The sequence below is a fragment of the Mycolicibacterium sediminis genome (assembly GCF_010731735.1).
GTDB lineage: Bacteria > Actinomycetota > Actinomycetes > Mycobacteriales > Mycobacteriaceae > Mycobacterium > Mycobacterium sediminis.
Genome location: NZ_AP022588.1, coordinates 1,747,991 through 1,768,353, shown reverse-complemented (window position 1 = coordinate 1,768,353; position 20,363 = coordinate 1,747,991). Strand labels below are relative to the sequence as shown.

Annotated in this window: 16 protein-coding genes; 9 read left to right on the top strand and 7 right to left on the bottom strand. The window is 70.0% G+C overall.

Translation table 11 applies throughout. The annotated features are described in order from the left end of the window. Nucleotides 1–6: 6 nt before the first annotated feature. The 6 genes from G6N64_RS08465 to G6N64_RS08440 form a co-directional block, all read right to left on the bottom strand. Nucleotides 7–315, bottom strand: a complete 309-nt coding sequence (locus G6N64_RS08465; protein WP_163796487.1) for a PE family protein — start codon at nt 313–315, stop codon at nt 7–9. Further along, nucleotides 312–4,262, bottom strand: a complete 3,951-nt coding sequence (eccCa, locus tag G6N64_RS08460) for a type VII secretion protein EccCa (protein WP_163796486.1) — start codon at nt 4,260–4,262, stop codon at nt 312–314. Before eccCa ends, G6N64_RS08465 begins: the two co-directional genes overlap by 4 nt. A gap of 28 nt (nt 4,263–4,290) precedes the next feature. After that, nucleotides 4,291–5,862 carry a type VII secretion protein EccB gene (gene eccB / locus G6N64_RS08455; protein ID WP_163796485.1) on the bottom strand — a complete coding sequence of 524 codons (1,572 nt, stop codon included), beginning with the start codon at nt 5,860–5,862 and terminating at the stop codon, nt 4,291–4,293. Next, on the bottom strand, nt 5,859–7,670 hold the full coding sequence (eccA, locus tag G6N64_RS08450; protein WP_163796484.1) for a type VII secretion AAA-ATPase EccA: 1,812 nt from the start codon (nt 7,668–7,670) through the stop codon (nt 5,859–5,861). Before eccA ends, eccB begins: the two co-directional genes overlap by 4 nt. A gap of 125 nt (nt 7,671–7,795) precedes the next feature. Next, entirely contained in the window at nt 7,796–8,716 is a 921-nt protein-coding gene (locus G6N64_RS08445; RefSeq protein WP_163796483.1) for a class I SAM-dependent methyltransferase, read from the bottom strand. 153 nt (nt 8,717–8,869) lie between these two features. After that, nucleotides 8,870–9,757 (bottom strand): oxygenase MpaB family protein, encoded by an 888-nt coding sequence (locus G6N64_RS08440; protein ID WP_163796482.1) that lies wholly within the window; start codon nt 9,755–9,757, stop codon nt 8,870–8,872. Between the two features lie 72 nt (nt 9,758–9,829). On the opposite strand from G6N64_RS08440, the gene G6N64_RS08435 reads away from it, so the two are divergent. Continuing rightward, nucleotides 9,830–10,495: a TetR/AcrR family transcriptional regulator gene (locus tag G6N64_RS08435; protein ID WP_163801532.1), complete on the top strand. Its 666-nt coding sequence runs from the start codon at nt 9,830–9,832 to the stop codon at nt 10,493–10,495. 12 nt (nt 10,496–10,507) lie between these two features. On the opposite strand, the gene G6N64_RS08430 is transcribed toward G6N64_RS08435, so the two are convergent. Continuing rightward, nucleotides 10,508–11,086, bottom strand: coding sequence for a VOC family protein (locus G6N64_RS08430; RefSeq protein WP_163796481.1), 579 nt, complete (start codon nt 11,084–11,086; stop codon nt 10,508–10,510). A 183-nt stretch (nt 11,087–11,269) separates the two neighbouring features. On the opposite strand from G6N64_RS08430, the gene G6N64_RS08425 reads away from it, so the two are divergent. The 8 genes from G6N64_RS08425 (at nt 11,270) to G6N64_RS08390 (ending at nt 20,287) form a co-directional block, all read left to right on the top strand. Further along, nucleotides 11,270–12,406, top strand: a complete 1,137-nt coding sequence (locus G6N64_RS08425; protein WP_163796480.1) for an alpha/beta hydrolase — start codon at nt 11,270–11,272, stop codon at nt 12,404–12,406. A 24-nt stretch (nt 12,407–12,430) separates the two neighbouring features. Next, on the top strand, nt 12,431–13,384 hold the full coding sequence (locus tag G6N64_RS08420; RefSeq protein WP_163801531.1) for a 2-hydroxyacid dehydrogenase: 954 nt from the start codon (nt 12,431–12,433) through the stop codon (nt 13,382–13,384). 85 nt (nt 13,385–13,469) lie between these two features. After that, complete coding sequence (locus G6N64_RS08415) at nt 13,470–15,650, top strand: acyl-CoA dehydrogenase family protein (protein ID WP_163796479.1); 2,181 nt, start codon at nt 13,470–13,472, stop codon at nt 15,648–15,650. 33 nt (nt 15,651–15,683) lie between these two features. Further along, nucleotides 15,684–16,187 (top strand): DUF2510 domain-containing protein, encoded by a 504-nt coding sequence (locus G6N64_RS08410; protein ID WP_163796478.1) that lies wholly within the window; start codon nt 15,684–15,686, stop codon nt 16,185–16,187. 46 nt (nt 16,188–16,233) lie between these two features. After that, nucleotides 16,234–16,656 (top strand): thiol-disulfide oxidoreductase DCC family protein, encoded by a 423-nt coding sequence (locus tag G6N64_RS08405; RefSeq protein WP_163796477.1) that lies wholly within the window; start codon nt 16,234–16,236, stop codon nt 16,654–16,656. Nucleotides 16,657–16,675: 19 nt separating this feature from the next. Next, entirely contained in the window at nt 16,676–17,638 is a 963-nt protein-coding gene (locus tag G6N64_RS08400; RefSeq protein ID WP_246231214.1) for a LysR family transcriptional regulator, read from the top strand. 104 nt (nt 17,639–17,742) lie between these two features. Then, the gene (locus tag G6N64_RS08395) at nt 17,743–19,242 is read left to right on the top strand and encodes an APC family permease (RefSeq protein ID WP_163796476.1); all 1,500 of its coding nucleotides are present in this window, start codon (nt 17,743–17,745) and stop codon (nt 19,240–19,242) included. A 28-nt stretch (nt 19,243–19,270) separates the two neighbouring features. Next, on the top strand, nt 19,271–20,287 hold the full coding sequence (locus tag G6N64_RS08390; protein WP_163796475.1) for an aminotransferase class IV: 1,017 nt from the start codon (nt 19,271–19,273) through the stop codon (nt 20,285–20,287). Nucleotides 20,288–20,363 lie beyond the last annotated feature (76 nt).

The following is a 20,363-nucleotide window of genomic DNA, read 5'->3' as shown; positions in this document are numbered from 1 at the left end:
GCGGCGTCAGCTACCGGCGGTCAGGTAGGAGGACGCGGCCATGGCGTCGCCCGTGGCGTAGCTGGTGCCCGACTCCGCGACGCCCAGTCCGGACCGGCTGAGTTCCGTGGTGCCCTGTGCCGCAACGGCACTGTGCTGCGCGCCGTGGACGCTGAACGCTCCCGCCGACTGCAGCGAGACCGGGTCCGCCGCGGGCGGCAGCACGGTGGAGATGACCGGCGCGGCGGCCGCGTGGGCGGCGGCCAGACGTGCCACGAGTGCCTCGACCTGACCACCGGCCGCGGTCAGCCCCTCCGGAACGACCCTGAGTGTCATCGGTTGAACTCCCTTCCCGAGTTGCCGCTCGTCGCCGCTTCGTCGACGAACGGATTGACCAGTTGCACGAACGTCGCGACGTCGCCGTCGTCGAGCAACAGCCCCCGCCCCGCGGGCAGCCGGCTGAACCGGTGGCCGCGGATCTTGCCACCATCCTGCGGATTGCCCGACAGCATCAGGGTGGTGGCCTGCAGTTCGTTGAGGCGGCGCAGCATGGCGTGGGCGGAGCCCGCCGCGCGCGCCGTCACGATGACGCGCAGCCCCAGCTCCGTCGCCTGCGACAGCAGTCCCACCAGGTTCGTCCACGGCCGCTGCCCGACGTAGGGCCCGCTGATGGCGGGCGCGTCCGGGATCTGGTCGACGTCGTCGACGATCAGGTAGTGGGTGTGCCCCTCGTACGTCCAGCCGCTGAGGTCACGGGCCGCGAGACCTGCCGGGGGACGGCGCTTCTCGAGCAGTGCGGCCAGGCCCAGCATCGCCGGCGTCACCCGGTCGATGTTGGGCGTGTACTCGTTGTCCGGGAAGAGCGGCTCGTCCACCAGGTGCAGCCGGCGGTCGATCACCGTGAAGGCGACCTCGTCCTGCGTGGAGTTCTCCCGGATCGTCCGGATCAGATGCCGCAGCAGCGTCGTCTTGCCGGACTTGGTGTCGCCGAACACCATCAGCAGCGGGTTGTCGGCGAAGTCGACCTCGACCGCGGCGAGATCCTCTTCGCGCTGGCCGACGACCACCCGCTCCGGTCCCCGGTACAGCGGCGCGACCGCCTCGGGTGCCAGCACCGTCGGCAGCAACCGAACCGGCGGTGCGGCCTGGCCGGGGTGGCGGGCGTTGATCGCCCCGATCGTCTCGAGCGTGGGCCGAGCGAACAGGAAGTGTTCGGCGGCCATGGTCAGGCCGCGTCCCGGCTGGTCGGCGGGCACCCCGTCGGCGGCACGGCGCAGCGCCCCGACCACCCGCACGTTGCTGTCCTGCGAGTCGGACAGCTTAAGTTCGAGTCGCAACCCCAGCCCATCTCGCATGGCCAAGGGGACCTCGAGCCAGTTGGGCGTCGTGATCACGACGTGGATGCCGTACGACAGACCCGTGTTGGCCAGCTGGGTCACTCTGGCCAGCAGGGGGTTCCGGGTGTTGAACTGGTCGGTGTTGTCCCGGCTGAACGCGTACAGGTTGTCGATGACCAAGAAGACGTGGGGGTACGCCTCTCCGCTTTGCGTCTGAACCCCGTTGCCGCCGTTCGCCGCCCGCTCCTGACGGGCCCGCAGCAGCTGCTCCAGTTCACCGAAGGTGCGGCGGATGCGCTCGGGCTCCAACGGCGAGGCGACGCTGCCCACGTGGGCCAGGTCGGACATCGGGCGCAGCTGTCCGCCGCCGTAGTCCAGGCAGTAGAAGGTCACGTCGCGCGGCGAGTGCAGCGCGGCGGCCGACAGCATGAAGGTCTGCAGCGCCGTGGTCTTGCCCGACTTCGGCCCACCGTGGATGACGAGGTTCGCGCCCGCCGAGGTGGCGTCGAACACCAGCGGGTCGCGACGCATCTGGAACGGTTTGTCGATCTCGCCCAGCGGCCAGCGCCACTGCCGCTCTGGCACGCCGGCCCGGTGCAGCAGTTCGGCGAGCGGGATGGGCTCGTCGAGCGGCGGCAACCACAGCGCCGGCGCCTTGGGACCATAGTGGGACAGTTGATCGCCGATCGTCGCGACCAGCTTGCGCGGCGGTCGGACGTCCTCCTCGACCGCGCCGCTGACGACCACGGTCTCCGTGGGCGCCTCGACGTGGCCAGCCGTGAACGGTTGCGGGACGGGGACGGCCGACACGACCACCGACGTCGGCGTGCGCGGCGGATCGTAGATGCCGTCGACATAGGTGCTGCGGAACTTCACCGGCATCGCACCCGGGGTGGGCACCAGGAAGCCCTCGCCCTTGTGGTCGGGCCCCGCCTCGATGTGGAAGGCGTCCTCGACGCCGATCACCTGCCGGCTCACGCTCGGGCTCGCGACCTTAAGGCCGATCCGGTATGAGGTGTTCTTGTCGATGTCCTTGATCCGCCCGACGTCGAGGGTCTGCGAGGCGAACAGGATGTGGATGCGGAAGGACCGCCCCTTGCGGGCGACGTAGTCGAACAGGTCGGCGTACTCGGGGTGGTCGGCCAGCATCAGCGAGAACTCGTCGGCGACGACGAGCAGCGTTGGCATCGGGGCCAGGTCGTGGCCGGCCGCGATGGCCGCCTCGTACTCGCGCACCGAGTTGAAGGCGCTGCCCTGGACACGGCGGCCCGCCTCCATCAGCAGCTGCTCGCGGCGGGCGACCTCGCCGCGCAGCGTGTCGGCGAAACGGTCTGCCAGCGAGCGCTTCTCGGCCATGTTCGAGATGACGGCGACGACCTGGGGGAAGTTGCGGAAGATGTCGGCGCCGGCCTCACCCTTGAAGTCGGCGTAGATGACCACCAGCCGGTCGGCGGAGTGGGTGGTCAGCAGGGCCAGCAGCATCGCCATCAACGTCTGCGACTTGCCCGAGCCGGTCATGCCGATCATCAGGCCGTGCGGCCCCATGCCGCCCTCCGCCTCGTCCTTGAGGTCGAACATCAGCGGCTCACCGGTCGCGGTGACGCCGATGGGCACGCGCAACTCGTCGGCGCGGCTGCGCGGTGCCCACAGGTCCGCCACGTCGAGCGCCGAGGCGTCCGCGATGCCGAGCAGGGTGTTGAACGTCTCCAGGCCCGCGCTGGTGGTCCTCGTGTGGCGGGGATTCGAGTCCCATCGCGAGAGTCGGCGCGCGACGTGTTCGGCGTCGGCCACCGGGTAGTGGTCGGCCTGGCCGACGTAGGTCTGCCATGAGCCGGACTGCCAGCGCTCGATGCGGCCGTCGACCACGCGCAGGACGGGACGCTCGGGATCCGAGTACTGCTCGGGGTGTGGCTCCGCGGTGGACCTGTGCACCACCGTGACACCGGCGATACCCGCCCGCGGCACTACGATGCCCGGGTCGGCGTCGGGGTCGTCCACGATCACCAGCAGGTGCCGGGTGGGCGAGTCGCCCGATCCGAAGGTGCCGCGGTCGTCGAGCGCCGGAGCGAGCAGGTCCCGCAGTTCCGTGACGGTGGTCGTCAGGTAGCGCGCGGGACCGGCGCCGTCGACCCGGCCCGGTACGTCGCAGTGCGACAACCACTTCAGCCATGCCCAGTCGTCGTCCTCGAGATCGGGTGCGGCCAGCGCCACGCCCAGGACGGCGGGATCGTGCCACGTGACGGCCTGCGCGATCCACGCCCGCAGGGCGCCCCGGACCTCGTCGGGATCGCCGACGACGGTGATGCGCGAGGTCGCCGCGAGGTCGATGCCCGCGGGGGCCGACCGGACGGTGCGCTGCACGTCGAGCAGGCTCCGGAGCGTGCTGTGCGACACGGGCTCCAGGTCGATCTCGTCGGCGGTGTCCTTGACGCGCAGCGTCGCGTTCAGCGGCACGTCGTGCAGGCCGGCCCGCACCACCAGGAAGTCCGGGTCGTGCGGATCGCGCTCCCACTGCCGACGGGTGCCGGGCACCTCCGCCAGGAGGGCGGGGTCGGGGTGCGACCACTCGAGGGCGGCCCTCTGCTCGGCGGCGTGGGCACGCACGTTGTCGCGGACAACGGACAGGTAGCGGAGGTAGTCGGCGCGCTCGGCGTCCACCTCTTCTGTGCGCATCTTGCCGTCGGTGCCGCGGTACATCGCGGTCGCGGCGAGCAGCAGGACGAAGGGGAAGAACAGCGTCGTCGGCGACAGCAGCCGCATGCCGGTGGCGAACAGCGCGACGACCATGCCGACGATGAGGATGACGATCAGGTACGGCAGCACCCTGCGCAGCAGCGACGGCGGAACCAGGCGGGGCAGTTCGGGCGGCGGCTCGATCGTGATGGTGCCCTTGCGGGTGGCCGGCACCGGGATGCGGCGACGGGCCTCGAAGATCAATCGGCTCATGGTTCCTCGGTTCGCTCTCGGGCGGCGCTCACGGGTTCTGCCTGACGACGGCCGGGCTGGGATCGGGTTCGAGTCCGTCGTGGGCCAGCAGGGCATCGGCCCGCGACAGGGTCGGGCCGGCGGCGAACTGGCTCAGCACCGCCCACGGGATGGGCAGCGGCCCAGCGGTCAGTCCGAGTGCGCCGAGCGTGTCCTGGTCGGCGTCCTGGTCGATGCCGTAGCGCACGCCGGTGTCGCCGACCCAGAACAGCGAGCCCGCCGCCGGGGAGGCCGGCTGCTGCCGGACGTCCTGGCCGACGGTCTGGACCAGGAACCCGGTGCCGGGCGACAGGACCACGCGGGTGGCCGTGACCCCGGCGCCGCCACCGACGAGCGGCACCGGCCGCAGGCCGTCGGCGACGGGAAGCGCTGCGCCGGTGAGGAGGTCGAGCGTGCCCCCGGTGGCGTCGACGGGATGCGACCAGCGTGCGCACGTCAGCGGTGACGCGGCGCCGTCGACGAGGGTGACCGGCGCGCTCGGGTAGGCGTCGACGTCGATCTGGTTCGCGACCGGCAGGCGGGCGACGTCGTCGGCACCCAGGCGTGGCGGCTGCGCCAGGCCGTAGGAGTTCGCATTGCGCATGATCGCGGCCACGACCGGCGAGATCGGTTGCAGCCCATCGGAAAGCACCGCGTAGTGGCGCAGCGTGTTGTCCGCGTCGAAGGCTGCGACGACCGCGCCGATCTGTGCGGGCACCGGCAGCTGGTAGCCGGGCTGGCCACCCGCCTCCGGGACCGCGGGCACGACGAGCGCCGGCGCCTCGGGCACGGCGTTGAACAGGCCCGGCGCGATCGTCCGGGGAGTGGGCGCCTCCGAGCCGGTGCCCAGTGCTCCGGTCACGGCGCGGTCGGCCAGGTCGACCTTGCTGCGGCGGCCGTTCCACAGCAGCCAGGTGCCCGAGTTGGGTCCGCCGTCGTTGCGCACCAGAACCGCGTCCTGGTCGGCGAGCGCCGTGGCTCGTTCCCCAGTCTGGTCGAGCGGGCCCGCGATGACCGTGACGCCGGTCGCCGGACCGGTGGCAGCGTCGCACACCGTCCACTCGGCGTCGCGAGCGGTGTTCTGCACCATGCGTTCCGGTGCACCGGGGATGCCGATCAGGTTGCCGCGCGAGAACTGGTCGATCTCACTGCTCTTCACCGTGGTCGGGTTGTCCGGGCGGTCGGCGATCAGACGCGCCGACGTCAGGTTGAGCACCGGATGCACCTGATCGCCGAGCCGGACGTAGAGGGCCGCGGTCTCGCGGTCGGCCAGGATCGCGCTGTCCCCCGCGTCGCCGGCGGGGCGGATGAGGGAGAACAGGAAGCAACCAGCCAGGCCGGTGACGAGCAGCAGCGCACCAACGAGGACGGCGCGGGACTGCGTGCGCAGCGGATCGACGAGCATGCGGGTGTCGTGCATCGCGACGCCGGATGCGATGCGGCGCATGACGAATCGCCAGCCGGAGACCTGGTGGCGGGTGACGAATCCGCGGCGGTACCGGACGCGTTCGGGGTTGTCGTTCACGGGCGTGCGCGACGTGAAGGACCGCCGGTCGTCGTCCTCGGTGCGCTGGCCGCTCACTGCCGGACCTCCAGACCGAGGCCGCGCAGCAGCGGGATGGCGGAGTTCCGGACGTCGACGTCGGTGATCGTCATCAGCTCGTCGTCGGTGAAGTCGTCGCTGTCGGAGTGGTCGAGCCGGTACTCGCGCTCCTCCTCGGAGCGCTCGACGAGGTTGCGGACGAAGCGGCCGTTGCCCGCGATGTCGAGGCTGCGTCGCGCGACACCCGCGGCGTCGGGGGTGGTGGCCGACGCGAGCTGCGCGAACAGGGTTTCCATCTGGTCGAGTGCGGCCTTCTCGAACACGCTGTCGCGCTTCTCCGCCATGCGCGTGGCGATCTCGACCAGCTCGTGCGCCGAGTAGGACGGGAAGTCGATGCTGCGCGTGAAGCGGGACCGCAGGCCCTCGTTGGTGTCGAGGAAGTTGTCGAGGTCGGCGCGGTAACCGGCCACGATGACCACCAGTCGATCGCGGTCGTTCTCCATGCGGGCCAGCAGCGTGTCGATCGCGACCAGGCCGAAGTCGTTCTTCGCGCCGGTGGACACCAGCGCGTAGGCCTCGTCGAGGAACAGCACGCCGTCCAGCGCACTGTCGATCAGGGCGTTGGTCTTGGCCTCGGTCTCGCCGATGTGCTGGCCGATGAGGTCGGCGCGGTGCACCTCGCGGACCGTCTCCTTCTTGAGGATCCCCAGGCCGCAGTAGATCTTGGCGACGACGCGGGCGATGGTGGTCTTGCCGGTTCCTGGTGGGCCCGCGAAGACGAGGTGGTTGGTGCGTTGCGCGACCGTGAGCCCACGTTCCTGCCTGCGGATCGCCATGGCGACCGACGACTTGAGCCGGGCCACCTGGTACTTGACCTCGTCCAGTCCGATGAACTCGGCGAGTTCGGCCTCCGCCTCGATCAGCAGGTGTGCCTTGCGTTCCTTGGCGCCGGGGTCGACGAAGTCCGTCTCGTCGGGTTCCGTCGAGGGATCCCACGGGTCGGTGCGCGCCTCGATCCGCCCGGCGGTGGTCGGCACGATGCCGAACGACGCGTCGGACAGCGCCTGCTCGACCTGTTCGTTCTCCGGGTTGGCCGCGTACAGCTCGGCGAGGGTGTCGGCGGCGTCGAGGTCCTCGCCCTGCGCGCGCAGCGACAGGGCCTTGACCAGGGTGCCGTCGACGACCGCGACGTCGACCGGGCCGGCCGGGTCCTCGAGGTAGGACAGTGCGGGCGCGAACATGCCGAGCCGGGCCAGCGACGTGCCGAGGGTGACGCGTGCGACATGGGCGTACGCGTCGTCGAGCCGGGGGTCGTTGACGACCGGGGTGAGGACGCGCACCACGTCGGACCAGCGTTCCGCGCGGAAGTACATCGCGACCCGCACCCACCGGGCGTTGGGCCAGCTCGGCCTGCGCTCGAGCAGCTGCTCCACCAGACGGTCGGCCGCCGAATGCTCACCGCGCTCGAAAAGAACTGCGGCGTAGGCGAGTTGGAAGTCGTCGGGCGTGGTGGCTCGGAAGCGGAGGTACAGCCCGGTCTCGTAGTCGAAGCCGAGGTCGCCCGCCGCCATCTCCAGCTCGCGCTGCAGCGCGCCCGCCGTGGCGACGGTCCGCCACACGGACTCCACGACCCGCGCGCTGGTGTCGCCGGCAGCGGCGAGGCCGGTCCACGCGTCACAGTGCTCGTGTGCGATGCGCGTCAGTTCGGCGAACCCCGTTCGCGCTGCCTCGAGGTCGGCCGGACGACGCCGATCGTGGACGGTCAGGCCGAGCGTTCGGCAGCATGTACTGAAACGGCTGAGGACCTCCCGGTCCACCCTCGCCCCCGCAAGCGTGTCACTACCCATGTGTGGTCACGGAGACTCACGCCCCCGCCATCTCCCTTAAGTATGCCTAAGCTAACTCCGCGAAGTTAGCATTGCATAACTTAACTGTCGAGACGCACGGTGCGTCCCCCGGTGGGTGACTGCAGTCACACCTTGCGGGCGGTCACCAGACTGATCGAGGCCAGCATCGGGCCCGCCTCCGAGTCCTCGGCGGCCACGGGCCTGCCGAGCCGGGCGAGGTGGTCGGGCAGAGCGGTGGTGTCGGCGTCCCAGCCGTGCCGGGTGAACCACTCCTGCGCGGGAGCCGTTTGCTCGTTGTAGACGAGCGTGAAGAACGAGCCGTCCTCGCCGGCGTCGCGCTCCTCCTGCTGCTTTGCCCGAAACATCTCGTCGGGCATCGGCCTGCCCTCCTCGACGGCCACCCAGCTGCCGGGGCACGCCAAGTCGTCGATGCCGGCGAACAATTGCTCCTGAGCGCTCGCCGGCAGGTAGATGAGCAGGCCCTCGGCGATCCAGGCCGACGGGCGGGTGGGGTCGAAGCCCGCATCGCGCAGCGCCGCCGGCCAGTCGTCCCGCAGGTCGATCGCCACCTCGCGGCGCTCGGCGCGGGGTTCGGCACCGTTGCTGGCGAGCACCTGCCGCTTGAAGTCGAGGACCTGCGGCTGGTCCAGTTCGTAGACCCGGGTGCCATCACGCCACGGCAGTCGGTACGCCCGCGAGTCCAGGCCGGCGGCGAGCACCACGATCTGGTCGACGCCCGCGTCCGCCGCGCGGGCGAAGTAGGCGTCGAAGTACCGGGTGCGCGCACCCTGGAAGGAGACGAAGTGCCCACCGAAGTCGGACCGGAGACCGAACACGCCCTGGCCGGTCCCGTCGCCCGCCGCGGGGTCGAGTACGTCGGCCCAGTCGCCGCCGACCGCGCGGCAGAAGACCTCCGCGAACGGATCCACGGCGAGGGCGTCGGGCTTCTGCGCCTCGAGCGCGCGGGCGGCGGCGACGTAGAGCGCCGTCGAACCGACGCTGGTGGTGATGTCCCAGGTGTCCCGGTCGTCGCCGTGGGGTCGCATTCGGCCGAGACTACGCCGGGATCCTGACAGCCCCGGGGCATGGTTTCAGGGCCCGGCGGCTCTGCGGATGCGGAACCGCGAGAGTTGCATTTTGGCGCGACGTTGCGAGTGGACGTCTACGAAATGCAACTCTCGTCGTTCCCCCGTCCGCCCTCAGATCAGCGGTCGCCCGGTCCGGATCCGTCGGTCCACGTCCTTGAGCAGGACGTTGAACGGGAACTGGCGCACCACGCTCGGCAGTGCGTGATTGGCCATGCGCAACACCGACATCACGCGGTCGAAGGCCCGCTGCCGTCCGTCGTCCCACGGCAGCCGCATCTCGTCGCGGAAGCGCTGGGGCAGGAACCCGGTGGTGATCAACAGGGCGAAGGCCTCGGCGCGGCGCTGGACGAACCCCGGCAGCCGGACGCCCCGGATGCGGTTCGCCGCAATGGGATACAGGTAGTCGCGCAGCGTGTCGTCGATGTGCACCTGATCGAGCGAGCGCTGCCAGTAGTCGTCGAAGGCGGCGCGGTCCGCGGGCCACATCTCCGGCGGGACCTGCAGCGTGGTCCCGAGCCGCGCCCCGTCGGCGTAGTGCTGGTCCGCCGTCTCGTCGTCGAGTTCTCCGACGAACAGGCGGTAGACGTCGACCCCGCCCTTGTAGAGGCACGCGGCGACCCAGAGTTGCAGGTCCTTGTCGAACGCGTGGTACTTCACCGGGCTCTCGTCGGTCGAGTACACCTGCGCGTGAGCGGTGTTGACGGCCCGGCGGAACGCCTTGCGCTGCGCGTCCGAACCCTTCGTGGCGACGGCGAGGTAGGTGAAGGTGGTCCGCGCGCGCTTGATCGGGTGGAGGTCGACGCGACCGCTCTCGACGCGGCTCTCGTAGACGCCGTATCCGACGCCGGGCCGAGCCAACTGCATGATCACGTTCGCCGGGCCTGCCAGGAGTGCCACGCCCATGAGCCCGTCGTCGAAGTGGGCACCGCGGCGGCGGGGTGCCGAGGGTCTGGCCGGAGCGCTGACCGCCCGCTCGACGTGGCTGTCGCTGACCGTCATCGGCCGCCCCTTCGGTGCATAAGTGAGAACGAGTGTTTCCTGATATTGCAGCCGATGGCAGTGGGTGTCAAGATGGTGCGCGTGGCGGAGACCAGGGCCCAGGTGCGGCCGTATCGCGGAGTCGACGCGGCCCAGCGCCTGGCCGACCGCCGGAGGCGTTTCATCGAGGCCGGTCTCGACCTGCTCGGCGACACCTCCCAGACCCCACCGCCCGAGTTGACCGTGCGCGCCGTCTGCCGGGGTGCGGGCCTCGCCGCGCGCTACTTCTACGAGACCTTCGCCGACAAGGACCAATTCGTCGGAGCGGTGTTCGACGCCGTCATCGCCGAACTCGCCACCACCACGCAGGCCGCCGTCGCCGCCGCACCGCAGACCGATCAGAACCGCGCGGGCATGGCCAACATCGTGCGCACCGTGGCGTCGGACCCCCGGATCGGCGGGCTCCTGTTCAACGCGCAGCTCTCCAATGCCGTCGTCAACGCCAAGCGTGCCGAGTCCGGCGTCCTGCTCGCGACGCTGTACGGACGGGAGATCGGCGTCGCGCTCAAGGTCGGCGGGGACCACACCACCCGCAAGGGGATGGCCACGGCGCACTTCGCCGTCGGCGGCGTCGGTCAGACCATCAGCGCGTGGCTGGCCGGGGACGTCGACCTCTCCCCCGACGAGCTGGTCGACCAGCTGGCCGCCATCCTCGACGAGATCAGTCAGCCACGGCTCTACGGCGGCGCGGAGTCCTGACGAGACGCGCGGTCAGCGCGCGTCGACCGGCGGCCGTCGATCGGCTGCGGTCCGCGGCACCGTCCCGGTGTCGGCGGTGGTGAACTCCTTGGTCCAGCAGGCGAATTCGAGCGTGATGCCGTCGGGGTCCTGGAAGTAGAACGAGCGGACGTACACCCCGGGGTGGACGGACGCGGACACCTGGGCAGGGCTCTCGTCGTGGTTGAGGACCGGGCCGACGCGCACGCCCTTCTCCTTGAGCCGCCGACGGTACTCGTCGAACTTCTCTGCGGGGACGTGGAAGGCCAGGTGGTTGAGCGACCCGACCGCGCTGACGATCTCGCCGATCCCCGGGATGGCCGCGGGTGCCGAGATCCCCGGCACGCCGTCGGGAGCCTGCGCGAACCAGAAGAATGCGACGCAGTCCCCGTTGCCCGCGTCGAAGAAGAAGTGCTGGCCCATCCCGCCCGGCAGGTCCAGCGACTTCACCAGGGGCATCCCCAGGACGTTCGAGTAGAAGTCGACGGTCTTGGCCATGTCGGCGCACACCAGCGCGACGTGGTTGATGCCGCCGAGTTCGAACTCGGAATTGGCGTTATCCGGCTTGATCATCGCGCGTTCCTCGACTCTGAGGTCTGGTCAAGATCAGTATGTGAATCTAACATCGTCAGTCTGCTCCGAACAACGACGCGAGGACGCCATGACGGTCATCCCGTGCGCGCACGACCCGAACGGACGTGGCCGGTCGACGCGAATCGCGCCCGCCTGCAACCACTCACGCTCCGGAGCGTTTCGGTGAGCGGCGGTTCGGGGACGACCCCCGGCGTCATCCGGGAGTTCATCGGAGTGGACTCGCCGTCGGCTCGGCGCGCCGGATCGGGCGGCCACCCCTGCCAGGGGATCTACTACCGCGGTGTCGGCCGCAAGCCGAAGGTGGCGATGATCGCCACCCACTATCAGGTCGACTTCTCCGAGCACTACCTCGCCGACTACATGGCGACCCGGGGAGTGGGCTTCCTGGGCTGGAACACCCGGTTCCGCGGGTTCGAGAGCAGCTTCCTGCTCGACCACGCCCTCGTGGACATCGGCGTCGGCGTGCGCTGGCTGCGCGAGGTGCAGAACGTGGAAGCCGTGGTGCTGCTGGGTAATTCGGGGGGTGGTTCGTTGATGGCCGCCTACCAGGCGCAGGCCGTCGATCCCCACGTGACGCCGATGGACGGCATGCGTCCGGCGGCGGGCCTCGGCGAACTCGAGGCAGCCGACGGGTACGTGGCGAGCGCGGCCCATCCGGGCCGGCCCGAGGTGCTGACGGCGTGGATGGACGGCGCGGTGGTCGACGAGGCCGACCCGGTGGCCACCGATCCCGATCTCGACCTGTTCGAAGGCGGCAACGGACCGCCGTATCCGGCCGACTTCGTCGAGCGCTATCGGGCGGCGCAGGTCGCCCGGAACCACGCCATCACCGACTGGGTCGAGCGGGAGTTCACCCGCGTGCGCGCCGCCGGGTTCTCCGATCGGCCGTTCACCGTGCACCGGACGTGGGCCGACCCGCGCATGGTCGACCCCACGATCGAACCGACGAAGCGACCGCCGAACACCTGCTACGCAGGGCAACCCGCCCGGGCCAACCGGTCGGCCCGGGGCATCGCCGCGGCCTGCACGCTGCGGAGCTGGCTGGGCATGTGGAGCCTGCGTCACGCGCAGACCAGTGCCGAGCCGCACCTCGCGCGCATCGACGTCCCCGCCCTGGTGATCAACGCCGAGCAGGACACCGGCGTCTTCCCGTCGGACGCCCGCCGCATCCACGACGCGCTGGCGAGCACCGACAGGACCCTGTGCGCGATCGACTCGGACCACTACTTCACCACTCCCGGCGCGCGCAGCGAGCAGGCCGACCTGATCGCCAAGTGGATCGCGAAGCGGTTCCGCTGAAGGGAAGTGAGGACTGACGTGACCATCCGGGTGCTGGCCCACTTCGTACCGGGCGACAAGGTCCGCGGGCTTCTGACACCGCACTCCGACTGGCTCGACGTCCGGTTCTGCGCCGAGAGCGACGATGACGCGTTCCACCGCGAACTGCCCGAGGCCGACGTCGTCTGGCACGTGCTGCGGCCGCTCTCGGCCGGCGACGTCGACGGCGCCGGAAAGTGCAGGCTCATCCACAAGCTCGGCGCGGGAGTCAACACCATCGACGTCGACGCCGCCACCCGGCGGGGCATCGCGGTCGCGAACATGCCCGGCGCCAACGCGCCCTCGGTCGCGGAGGGCACCGTCCTGCTGATGCTCGCCGCCCTGCGCAGACTCGTCGTGCTCGACCGGGCCACCCGTGCGGGTGCGGGCTGGCCGTCGGACCCGACGCTCGGCGAGACCGTGCGCGACATCGGCGGCTGCACGGTCGGGTTGGTCGGGTACGGCAACGTCGCCAAGCGGGTCGAGACCATCGTGTCGGCGATGGGCGCGACCGTCGTGCACACCAGCACCGGGGACGACGGCCACCGGGGCTGGCGATCGCTGCCCGACCTGCTCGCCGAGAGCGACGTCGTCTCCCTGCACCTGCCGCTCACCGACGCCACGAGGGGACTCATCGGCACCGAGGGGCTCGCCGCGATGCGGGCCGACGCCGTCCTGGTCAACACCTCGCGCGGCCCCATCGTCGACGAGTCCGCACTGGTGGACGCACTGCGCGACGGGCGCCTGGCGGCGGCCGGCCTCGACGTGTTCGGCGAGGAGCCAGTACCCGCCGACAATCCACTGCTGGCGCTCGACAACGTCGTCGTCACCCCGCACGTCACCTGGTACACCGCCGACACCATGCGGCGATACCTCGCGGAGGCCGTCGACAACTGCGAGCGGCTGCGCGACGGACGCGAACTGGCGAACGTCGTCAACGGGGTTCAGCCCACCTGGTGAACCTGGTGAACGACGTGCTTGACGCGCCTCCCGGTGCATTGGGTAACGTCGGTCCCAACCGACCGGTTGATCAGAGGAGACCCGCATGCCCATCGCGATCCTGTCCGAACACACCGACCTGGCCGATTCGGTGCGCTCGTTCGTCCAGCGCGTGGCCCCCTCCGACGTGTTGCACGAGGCGCTGGAGACTCCGATCGCCAACCCACCGTCCTACTGGAAGGGCGCGTCCGAGCAGGGCCTGCAGGGCGTCCACCTGTCCGAGGACGTCGGCGGGCAGGGCTTCGGCATCCTCGAACTGGCCATCGTCCTCGCCGAGTTCGGCTACGGCGCGGTGCCCGGCCCGTTCGTACCGTCCGCGATCGCCAGCGCGCTGATCTCGGCCAACGACGCCAACGACAAGCGGCTCGAAGGCCTGGCGTCCGGCGAGGTCATCGGCGCATACGCGATCGACTCCAGCCTGACCGCGACCCGGCAGGGTGCCGGCCTGGTCATCCGCGGCGAGGTCCGCGCCGTGCCCGCTGCCGGACAGGCCTCGCTGCTGGTGCTCCCCGTCGCCCTCGACGGCGACGAGGCATGGCTCGTCCTCGACGCCGACCAGGTCGAGATCGAACCCGTCGCGAGCGTCGACCCACTGCGTCCGCTGGCGCACGTGCGGGCCAACGCCGTCGAGGTCGGCGACGACCGCGTGCTGTCCAACCTCAGCCGCACCCGGGCCCGCGCGCTGATGTCCACGCTGCTGTCGGCCGAGTGCATCGGCGTCGCACGGTGGGCCACCGACACCGCGGCCGAATACGCCAAGATCCGCGAGCAGTTCGGCCGCCCGATCGGCCAGTTCCAGGCCATCAAGCACAAGTGCGCCAACATGATCGCCGAGACGGAGCGGGCGACGGCGGCCGTGTGGGATGCGGCGCGTGCGATCGATGAGACCGGTGACGACACGAACTACGAGTTCGCCGCGGCCGTCGCCGCCACGCTGGCACCGGCCGCCGCGCAGCACACCGCCCAAGACTGCATCCAGGTGCACGGCGGCATCGGGTTCACCTGGGAGCACGACACCAACGTGTACTACCGGCGCGCGATCGTGCTCGCCGCGTGCTTCGGCCGCGCCGCGGACTACCCGCAACAGGTGGTCGACGTGGCGACCGCGACCGGCATGCGCCCGATCAACATCGACCTGGACCCCGACACCGAGAAGCTCCGCGAGGAGATCCGCACCGAAGTCGATGCGCTGAAGGCGATGTCGCGCGAGGAGCGCACCACGGCGATCGCCGAGGGCGGGTGGGTGCAGCCGCACCTGCCGAAGCCGTGGGGCCGCGCCGCCGCACCGATCGAGCAGATCATCATCGCGCAGGAATTCGCCGGTGGGTTGGTGAAGCGCCCGCAGATGGGCATCGCCGCCTGGATCATCCCGTCGATCGTCGCCTACGGCACCGACGACCAGCAGCAGCAGTTCCTGCCGCCGACCTTCCGCGGCGAGATGATCTGGTGCCAGCTCTTCTCCGAGCCCGGCGCCGGCTCCGACCTGGCCAGCCTGACCACCAAGGCCACCAAGGTCGACGGCGGATGGCGCATCACCGGCCAGAAGATCTGGACCACCGGTGCACAGTTCTCGCAGTGGGGCGCCCTGCTCGCACGCACCAACCCGTCGGCGCCGAAACACGGTGGCATCACGTACTTCCTGCTCGACATGAAGTCCGAGGGCGTCGAGGTGAAGCCGCTGCGTGAACTCACCGGCAACGCGATGTTCAACACCGTCTTCATCGACGACGTGTTCGTGCCCGACGAGATGGTGCTGGGCGAGGTCGACCGCGGCTGGGAGGTCAGCCGCAACACGCTGACCAACGAGCGCGTCTCGATCGGCAGCAGCGAGCCGCCGTTCCTGGCGAGCCTCGAGCAGTTCGTGGAGTTCGTCCGCGACGGGCACTTCGACCAGATCGAGAAGCACGACGCGGGCAAGCTGATCGCCGAGGGACACGCCGCCAAGCTGCTGAACATGCGGTCGACGCTGCTGACGCTGGCCGGCGGGGATCCGATGCCTGCCGCCGCGATCAGCAAGCTGCTGTCGATGAAGACCGGGCAGGGGTACGCCGAGTTCGGGGTGTCGTCGTTCGGCACCGACGCGGCGATCGGTGACCAGGGCGAGCAGTCCGGCAAGTGGGCGGAGTACCTGCTGGCGGGCCGAGCCACGACGATCTACGGCGGTACCTCCGAGGTACAGCTCAACATCATCGCCGAGCGTCTGCTCGGCCTCCCCCGCGATCCGTAGTCGGGAGACGTTGCGGCGAACTAGGGTTGGGCGATGCATCCGGGGACGCCGAGCGCGCCGGCGGGGTGGTATCGCGACCCGCGCGACCCGTACTCGATGATCTATTGGGACGGCGCACGCTGGTCGCCGCATCGGCGGCCGGCGGCCGGGGTCGGCGCCCAACCCCTCACCGTGCCGCCCGCGGCGCCGCGCGCCGATCGATCACCCCATCAGGTGATCCCAGGCCTGGACAACACGATCCTCACGGGGATCGGCGCCGTCGTGGTGATCGCCGTCGTCATGTTCGCGGCCTTCTGGATCTGGTCCCAACCCGCGGGATTCGACGAGTCCCGCGCGGCGGGCGTCGCGTCGGGCCAGGACGGCCCGGCGCGTACCGCGTTCGAAGCCGGTTCCGACGCGGCGGCGAGCTGCGAGATGGCCTGGGACGCCGCGAAGAAGTTCAGCGAGTTCCACGCGTTCTCGAGGATGAGCTTCACGGAGGGATGCGCGGCCGCACTGGCGGCACCGCGACCGAAGTCGGCGGACAGGCCGATCTGAGCCGGTGCGACGATTGACGCACGCACCCGCGGGGAAGGATCCAGAGATGACTGCCACCGCACCCGTCCTGCTGTACGACGGCGTCTGCGGCGTGTGCAACCGCGGGGTCCGCATCATCCTGCGCTTCGATCGGCGGGGCACGCTCCGGTTCGCCGCGCTCGACGGCGAGTTCGCCCGCGGCGTCATCGCTCGCCACCCCGAGCTTCAGGATGTCGACTCCGTCGTCTACGTGACCGATCCGGGGCTCCCCGGGGAGACGGTCGACGTCCAGTCGGCGGCGATGTTCCGCGTCGCGGAGTACCTCGGCGGCCCATGGCGGCTGACGCTGGCGGCGCGGGTGATCCCGCGGGGGCTGCGCGACTGGGCCTACGCGCGGTTCGCCACGGTCCGCTACCGCGTCGGCGGACAGTACGACACCTGCCCGATCCCGCCGCCCGAGGTGCGTAGCCGGTTCATCGACGCCGCCTGACGTCGCCGCTGGTGCTTGAATTCGTACAACGTCGGCCGGCAGGAGGTGTCCCACGAGCGACCCCAGGTCGACCGTCACGCTGCGCCAGCTCCGGTACTTCGCCGTCCTCGGCGAGGAACTGAACTACCGCCGCGCCGCCGAGCGACTCTTCATCACCCAGCCCGCGCTGTCGACGGCGATCAAGGCGCTCGAGCACGCCTTCGAGGTGGTGCTGTTCAGCCGCAGCACCCGCGGGGTGGCGCTCACCGACCTCGGAGCGGCGTGGCTGCCGCAGGTACAGCAGGCCCTCGGCGGCGTGGACGCCGTCGTCGACAACCTCGTCACGCTCTCCGGCACCCGGCACGGCGTGCTCCGACTCGGATACCTCATCGGCACCGGGGCCGATCTGCTCTTCCGCCTGGTCCGCCACTTCGAGGCCGTCTACCCCGACGTCACCGTCGAACCCATCGAGTACGACTTCGCCGATCCCACCGCGGGCCTCGCCGACGGCGGCACCGAGGTGGCGATCATCCGGCCGCCGGTCGACCTGCCCGAGCACCGCATGCTGATGCTGGACTCCGAGTCGTGGGTGGCCTGTCTGCCCCGTGACCACCGGCTCGCCGAACGCGCGGAGGTCGAGATCGCCGAACTGCTCGACGATCCCATCGTCTGCGCACCGCTGACGGCGGGCCCGTGGCGGGATTACTGGCTGGCGATGGATGTCCGGGGCAACCGGCCCCCGACCATCGCCGCGGTGGCGGCGACCTACGAGGCGGAGACCACGTCGATCGCGCGGGGCCTCGGCATCAGTTTCACGTCGTCGTCGGTGGCCCGGTTCTACGAGCGGCCCGGCATCGTCTACGTGCCCATCACCGATCGGCCGCCGAGTTACACGGCGCTGGCATGGAAGCCGTCCGCGCTCTCCCCGCAGGCGGATGCGCTGGTCAGACACGTGCAGTCGCACTGGAACTTCGGCGAGACGCCGCCACCGGACGCGGACTGATAACTGCTCGTTATGAGCAGATCAAAACAATGAACTTCCGCCTGCCGGCCGAGGACGCTTACCTGTCTACAGGTGTAGTCCCGAAGCCTTGACCTGGAGTGATCATGACCGATGCGCTAGCTTCCACCACTCATCACCAACCGCCCGTCAACGACGAGGACGCGCGGCTCACCGAGTTCGGATACGAGCAGAAGCTCGACCGCTCGGTAGGCCGTCTCGCGTCGTTCGCGATCGGGTTCGCCACGATCAGCGCGACGACGGCGGTGTTCACCGGCTTCGGCGCCGGCTACTTCACCGCCGGCGCTCCCTTCGTGTGGACGCTGCTGCTCGCGGCCGCCGTCTTCCTCGTCTGGGTCGTGATCGCCGCCGACCTCACCGCGAAGATTCCGCTCGCCGGCTACGCCTACCAGTGGACGAGCCGGATCCACGGCTCGACGCTCGCGTGGTTCACCGGCGTCATGGCGCTGGCCGGCTGGATCTGCGGCATGACGGGGGTGGGCTTCATCCTCTCCGGCTACCTCGGCGGCCTGTTCGGCTGGGACATGTCGCAGAGCGTTCAGATCCTCGTCGCGATCGGCGTCATGGCCGTCTGCATGCTGGTGAACCTCTACGGCGTGCGGTTCGCGACGATGGTCAATAACATCGGCGTCAGCCTCGAGTTCGTCATCACCATCGGCGCGACCATCCTGGTCGCCATCGTCGCGTTCTCCGCACCCGAGAACCACCAGTCGTTCTCCGTGCTGTTCACCGGCGGAACGTCCGAGGGCGCCACCCCGTACATCGTCGCGTGGCTGGCGGCGTCGCTCGGACCGTTCTTCGGTCTGATCGGCGTGGAGGCCAGCGCCGACGTCGCCGAGGAGACCAAGAACGCTCGACACGTCATCCCGCGCACCATGTTCTACGCGCTGACCGCATCGATCGTCATCGAATTCCTGATGTACGTCGTCTACGTGCTGGCCATCAAGGACGCCGCGGCCGTCGAGGCCAACGGTGCCGCTCCGATCGAGGAGATCATCACCCAGCAGGTCGGCCCGGTCGTCACCAAGATCGTCGTCGCCGTCGCCCTGACCAACGTCATGGCCTGCATCCTGGCGAACATCCTCGTCGCCACGCGGCTGACCTACTCGATGGCTCGCGACAACATGCTGCCGTTCTCCCACGTGTGGCGGCACGTGTCCCCCACCAACCGCACGCCCACCTACGCGGTGCTCGGCCTGTTCGGCTTCTCGACCGCGCTGCTCCTCCTGGCGCTGGTCAGCGAGAAGGCGTTCTTCCTGATCCTCGGACTATCGGCCCTGGCGGTGTTCGCCACCTACGTGCTGCAGACCATCGCGCTGATCATCGGTCACCGCCGGGGCACCATCCCGACCGCGGAACCGGGCACGTTCGACCTCGGCCGCGCACGGATGCCGATCTACGTCGTCGGCCTCGTCGTCTTCAGCCTCGTCTGCGTTGCGCTGATCGTGTTGCCGCAGTTCGCCGGCAACAAGTGGGTGTTCCTCGGACTCGTCGCCCTCGCGGGCCTCTGGGCGGCGACGGGGTTGCGCAAGCGCCTCGCCGCCGGCGACGCGGGGCCCGACTACGCCAAGACCCACCTCTCCTGATCACCCACCACTCTTGAAGGGAAGTTCCATGACCACAGCACATCTCGGCACCAGCAACCTCGTCGCCGTCGAACCGGGCGCCATCCGCGAGGACACCCCCGCGGGCTCGGTGATCCAGTACAGCGACTACGAACTCGACACCTCCAGCCCGTTCGCCGGCGGGGTCGCATGGATCGAGGGCGAGTACATGCCCGCCGAGGACGCCAGGATCTCGATCTTCGACACCGGCTTCGGGCACTCCGACCTCACCTACACCGTCGCGCACGTGTGGCACGGCAACGTCTTCCGGCTCGACGACCACCTGGACCGGCTGCTCGACGGCGCGCACAAGCTGCGCCTGGACCCCGAGATCACCAAGGACGAACTGGCCGACATCACCAAGCGCTGCATCGCGATGTCACAGCTGCGCGAGTCCTTCGTCAACCTCACCGTCACGCGCGGGTACGGAAAGCGCAAGGGCGAGAAGGACCTGTCCAAGCTGACCCACCAGGTGTACATCTACGCGATTCCCTACCTGTGGGCGTTCCCGCCCGCCGAGCAGATCTTCGGCACCACGGCGATCGTCCCGCGGCACGTGCGCCGGGCCGGCCGCAACACCGTCGACCCGACCATCAAGAACTACCAGTGGGGTGACCTGACGGCCGCAAGCTTCGAGGCCAAGGACCGGGGCGCCCGCACCGCGATCCTGCTCGACTCCGACGGCTTCGTGGCCGAGGGCCCGGGCTTCAACGTCTGTATCGTCAAGGACGGTGTCCTGGCGTCGCCGTCACGAAATGCGTTGCCGGGCATCACCCGCAAGACGGTGTTCGAGATCGCCGACGCCATGGGCATCGAGGCGACGCTGCGCGACGTCTCCAGCCGCGAACTGTACGACGCCGACGAGATCATGGCCGTCACGACCGCCGGCGGCGTCACCCCGATCAACTCCCTCGACGGGGAGCCGATCGGCAACGGCGAGCCCGGGCCGATGACGGTGTCGATCCGCGACCGGTTCTGGGCGCTGATGGACGAGCCGGGCCCGCTGATCGAGGCCATCGAGTACTGAGGCTCGGCCAGGCGCCGGCGTGGCCAGCTGACCGGCGTCCTGTGGAGTATTTCCGGCGCTCACCGCCGGAAATGCT

Bases quoted from the DNA above. Each gene is read 5' to 3' on its own strand.
- G6N64_RS08465 (WP_163796487.1), bottom strand. From the start codon at position 315: ATGACACTCAGGGTCGTTCCGGAGGGGCTGACCGCGGCCGGTGGTCAG.
- eccCa (WP_163796486.1), bottom strand. From the start codon at position 4,262: ATGAGCCGATTGATCTTCGAGGCCCGTCGCCGCATCCCGGTGCCGGCC.
- eccA (WP_163796484.1), bottom strand. From the start codon at position 7,670: ATGGGTAGTGACACGCTTGCGGGGGCGAGGGTGGACCGGGAGGTCCTC.
- G6N64_RS08445 (WP_163796483.1), bottom strand. From the start codon at position 8,716: ATGCGACCCCACGGCGACGACCGGGACACCTGGGACATCACCACCAGC.
- G6N64_RS08440 (WP_163796482.1), bottom strand. From the start codon at position 9,757: ATGACGGTCAGCGACAGCCACGTCGAGCGGGCGGTCAGCGCTCCGGCC.
- G6N64_RS08435 (WP_163801532.1), top strand. From the start codon at position 9,830: ATGGTGCGCGTGGCGGAGACCAGGGCCCAGGTGCGGCCGTATCGCGGA.
- G6N64_RS08430 (WP_163796481.1), bottom strand. From the start codon at position 11,086: ATGATCAAGCCGGATAACGCCAATTCCGAGTTCGAACTCGGCGGCATC.
- G6N64_RS08415 (WP_163796479.1), top strand. From the start codon at position 13,470: ATGCCCATCGCGATCCTGTCCGAACACACCGACCTGGCCGATTCGGTG.
- G6N64_RS08410 (WP_163796478.1), top strand. From the start codon at position 15,684: ATGCATCCGGGGACGCCGAGCGCGCCGGCGGGGTGGTATCGCGACCCG.
- G6N64_RS08405 (WP_163796477.1), top strand. From the start codon at position 16,234: ATGACTGCCACCGCACCCGTCCTGCTGTACGACGGCGTCTGCGGCGTG.
- G6N64_RS08395 (WP_163796476.1), top strand. From the start codon at position 17,743: ATGACCGATGCGCTAGCTTCCACCACTCATCACCAACCGCCCGTCAAC.
- G6N64_RS08390 (WP_163796475.1), top strand. From the start codon at position 19,271: ATGACCACAGCACATCTCGGCACCAGCAACCTCGTCGCCGTCGAACCG.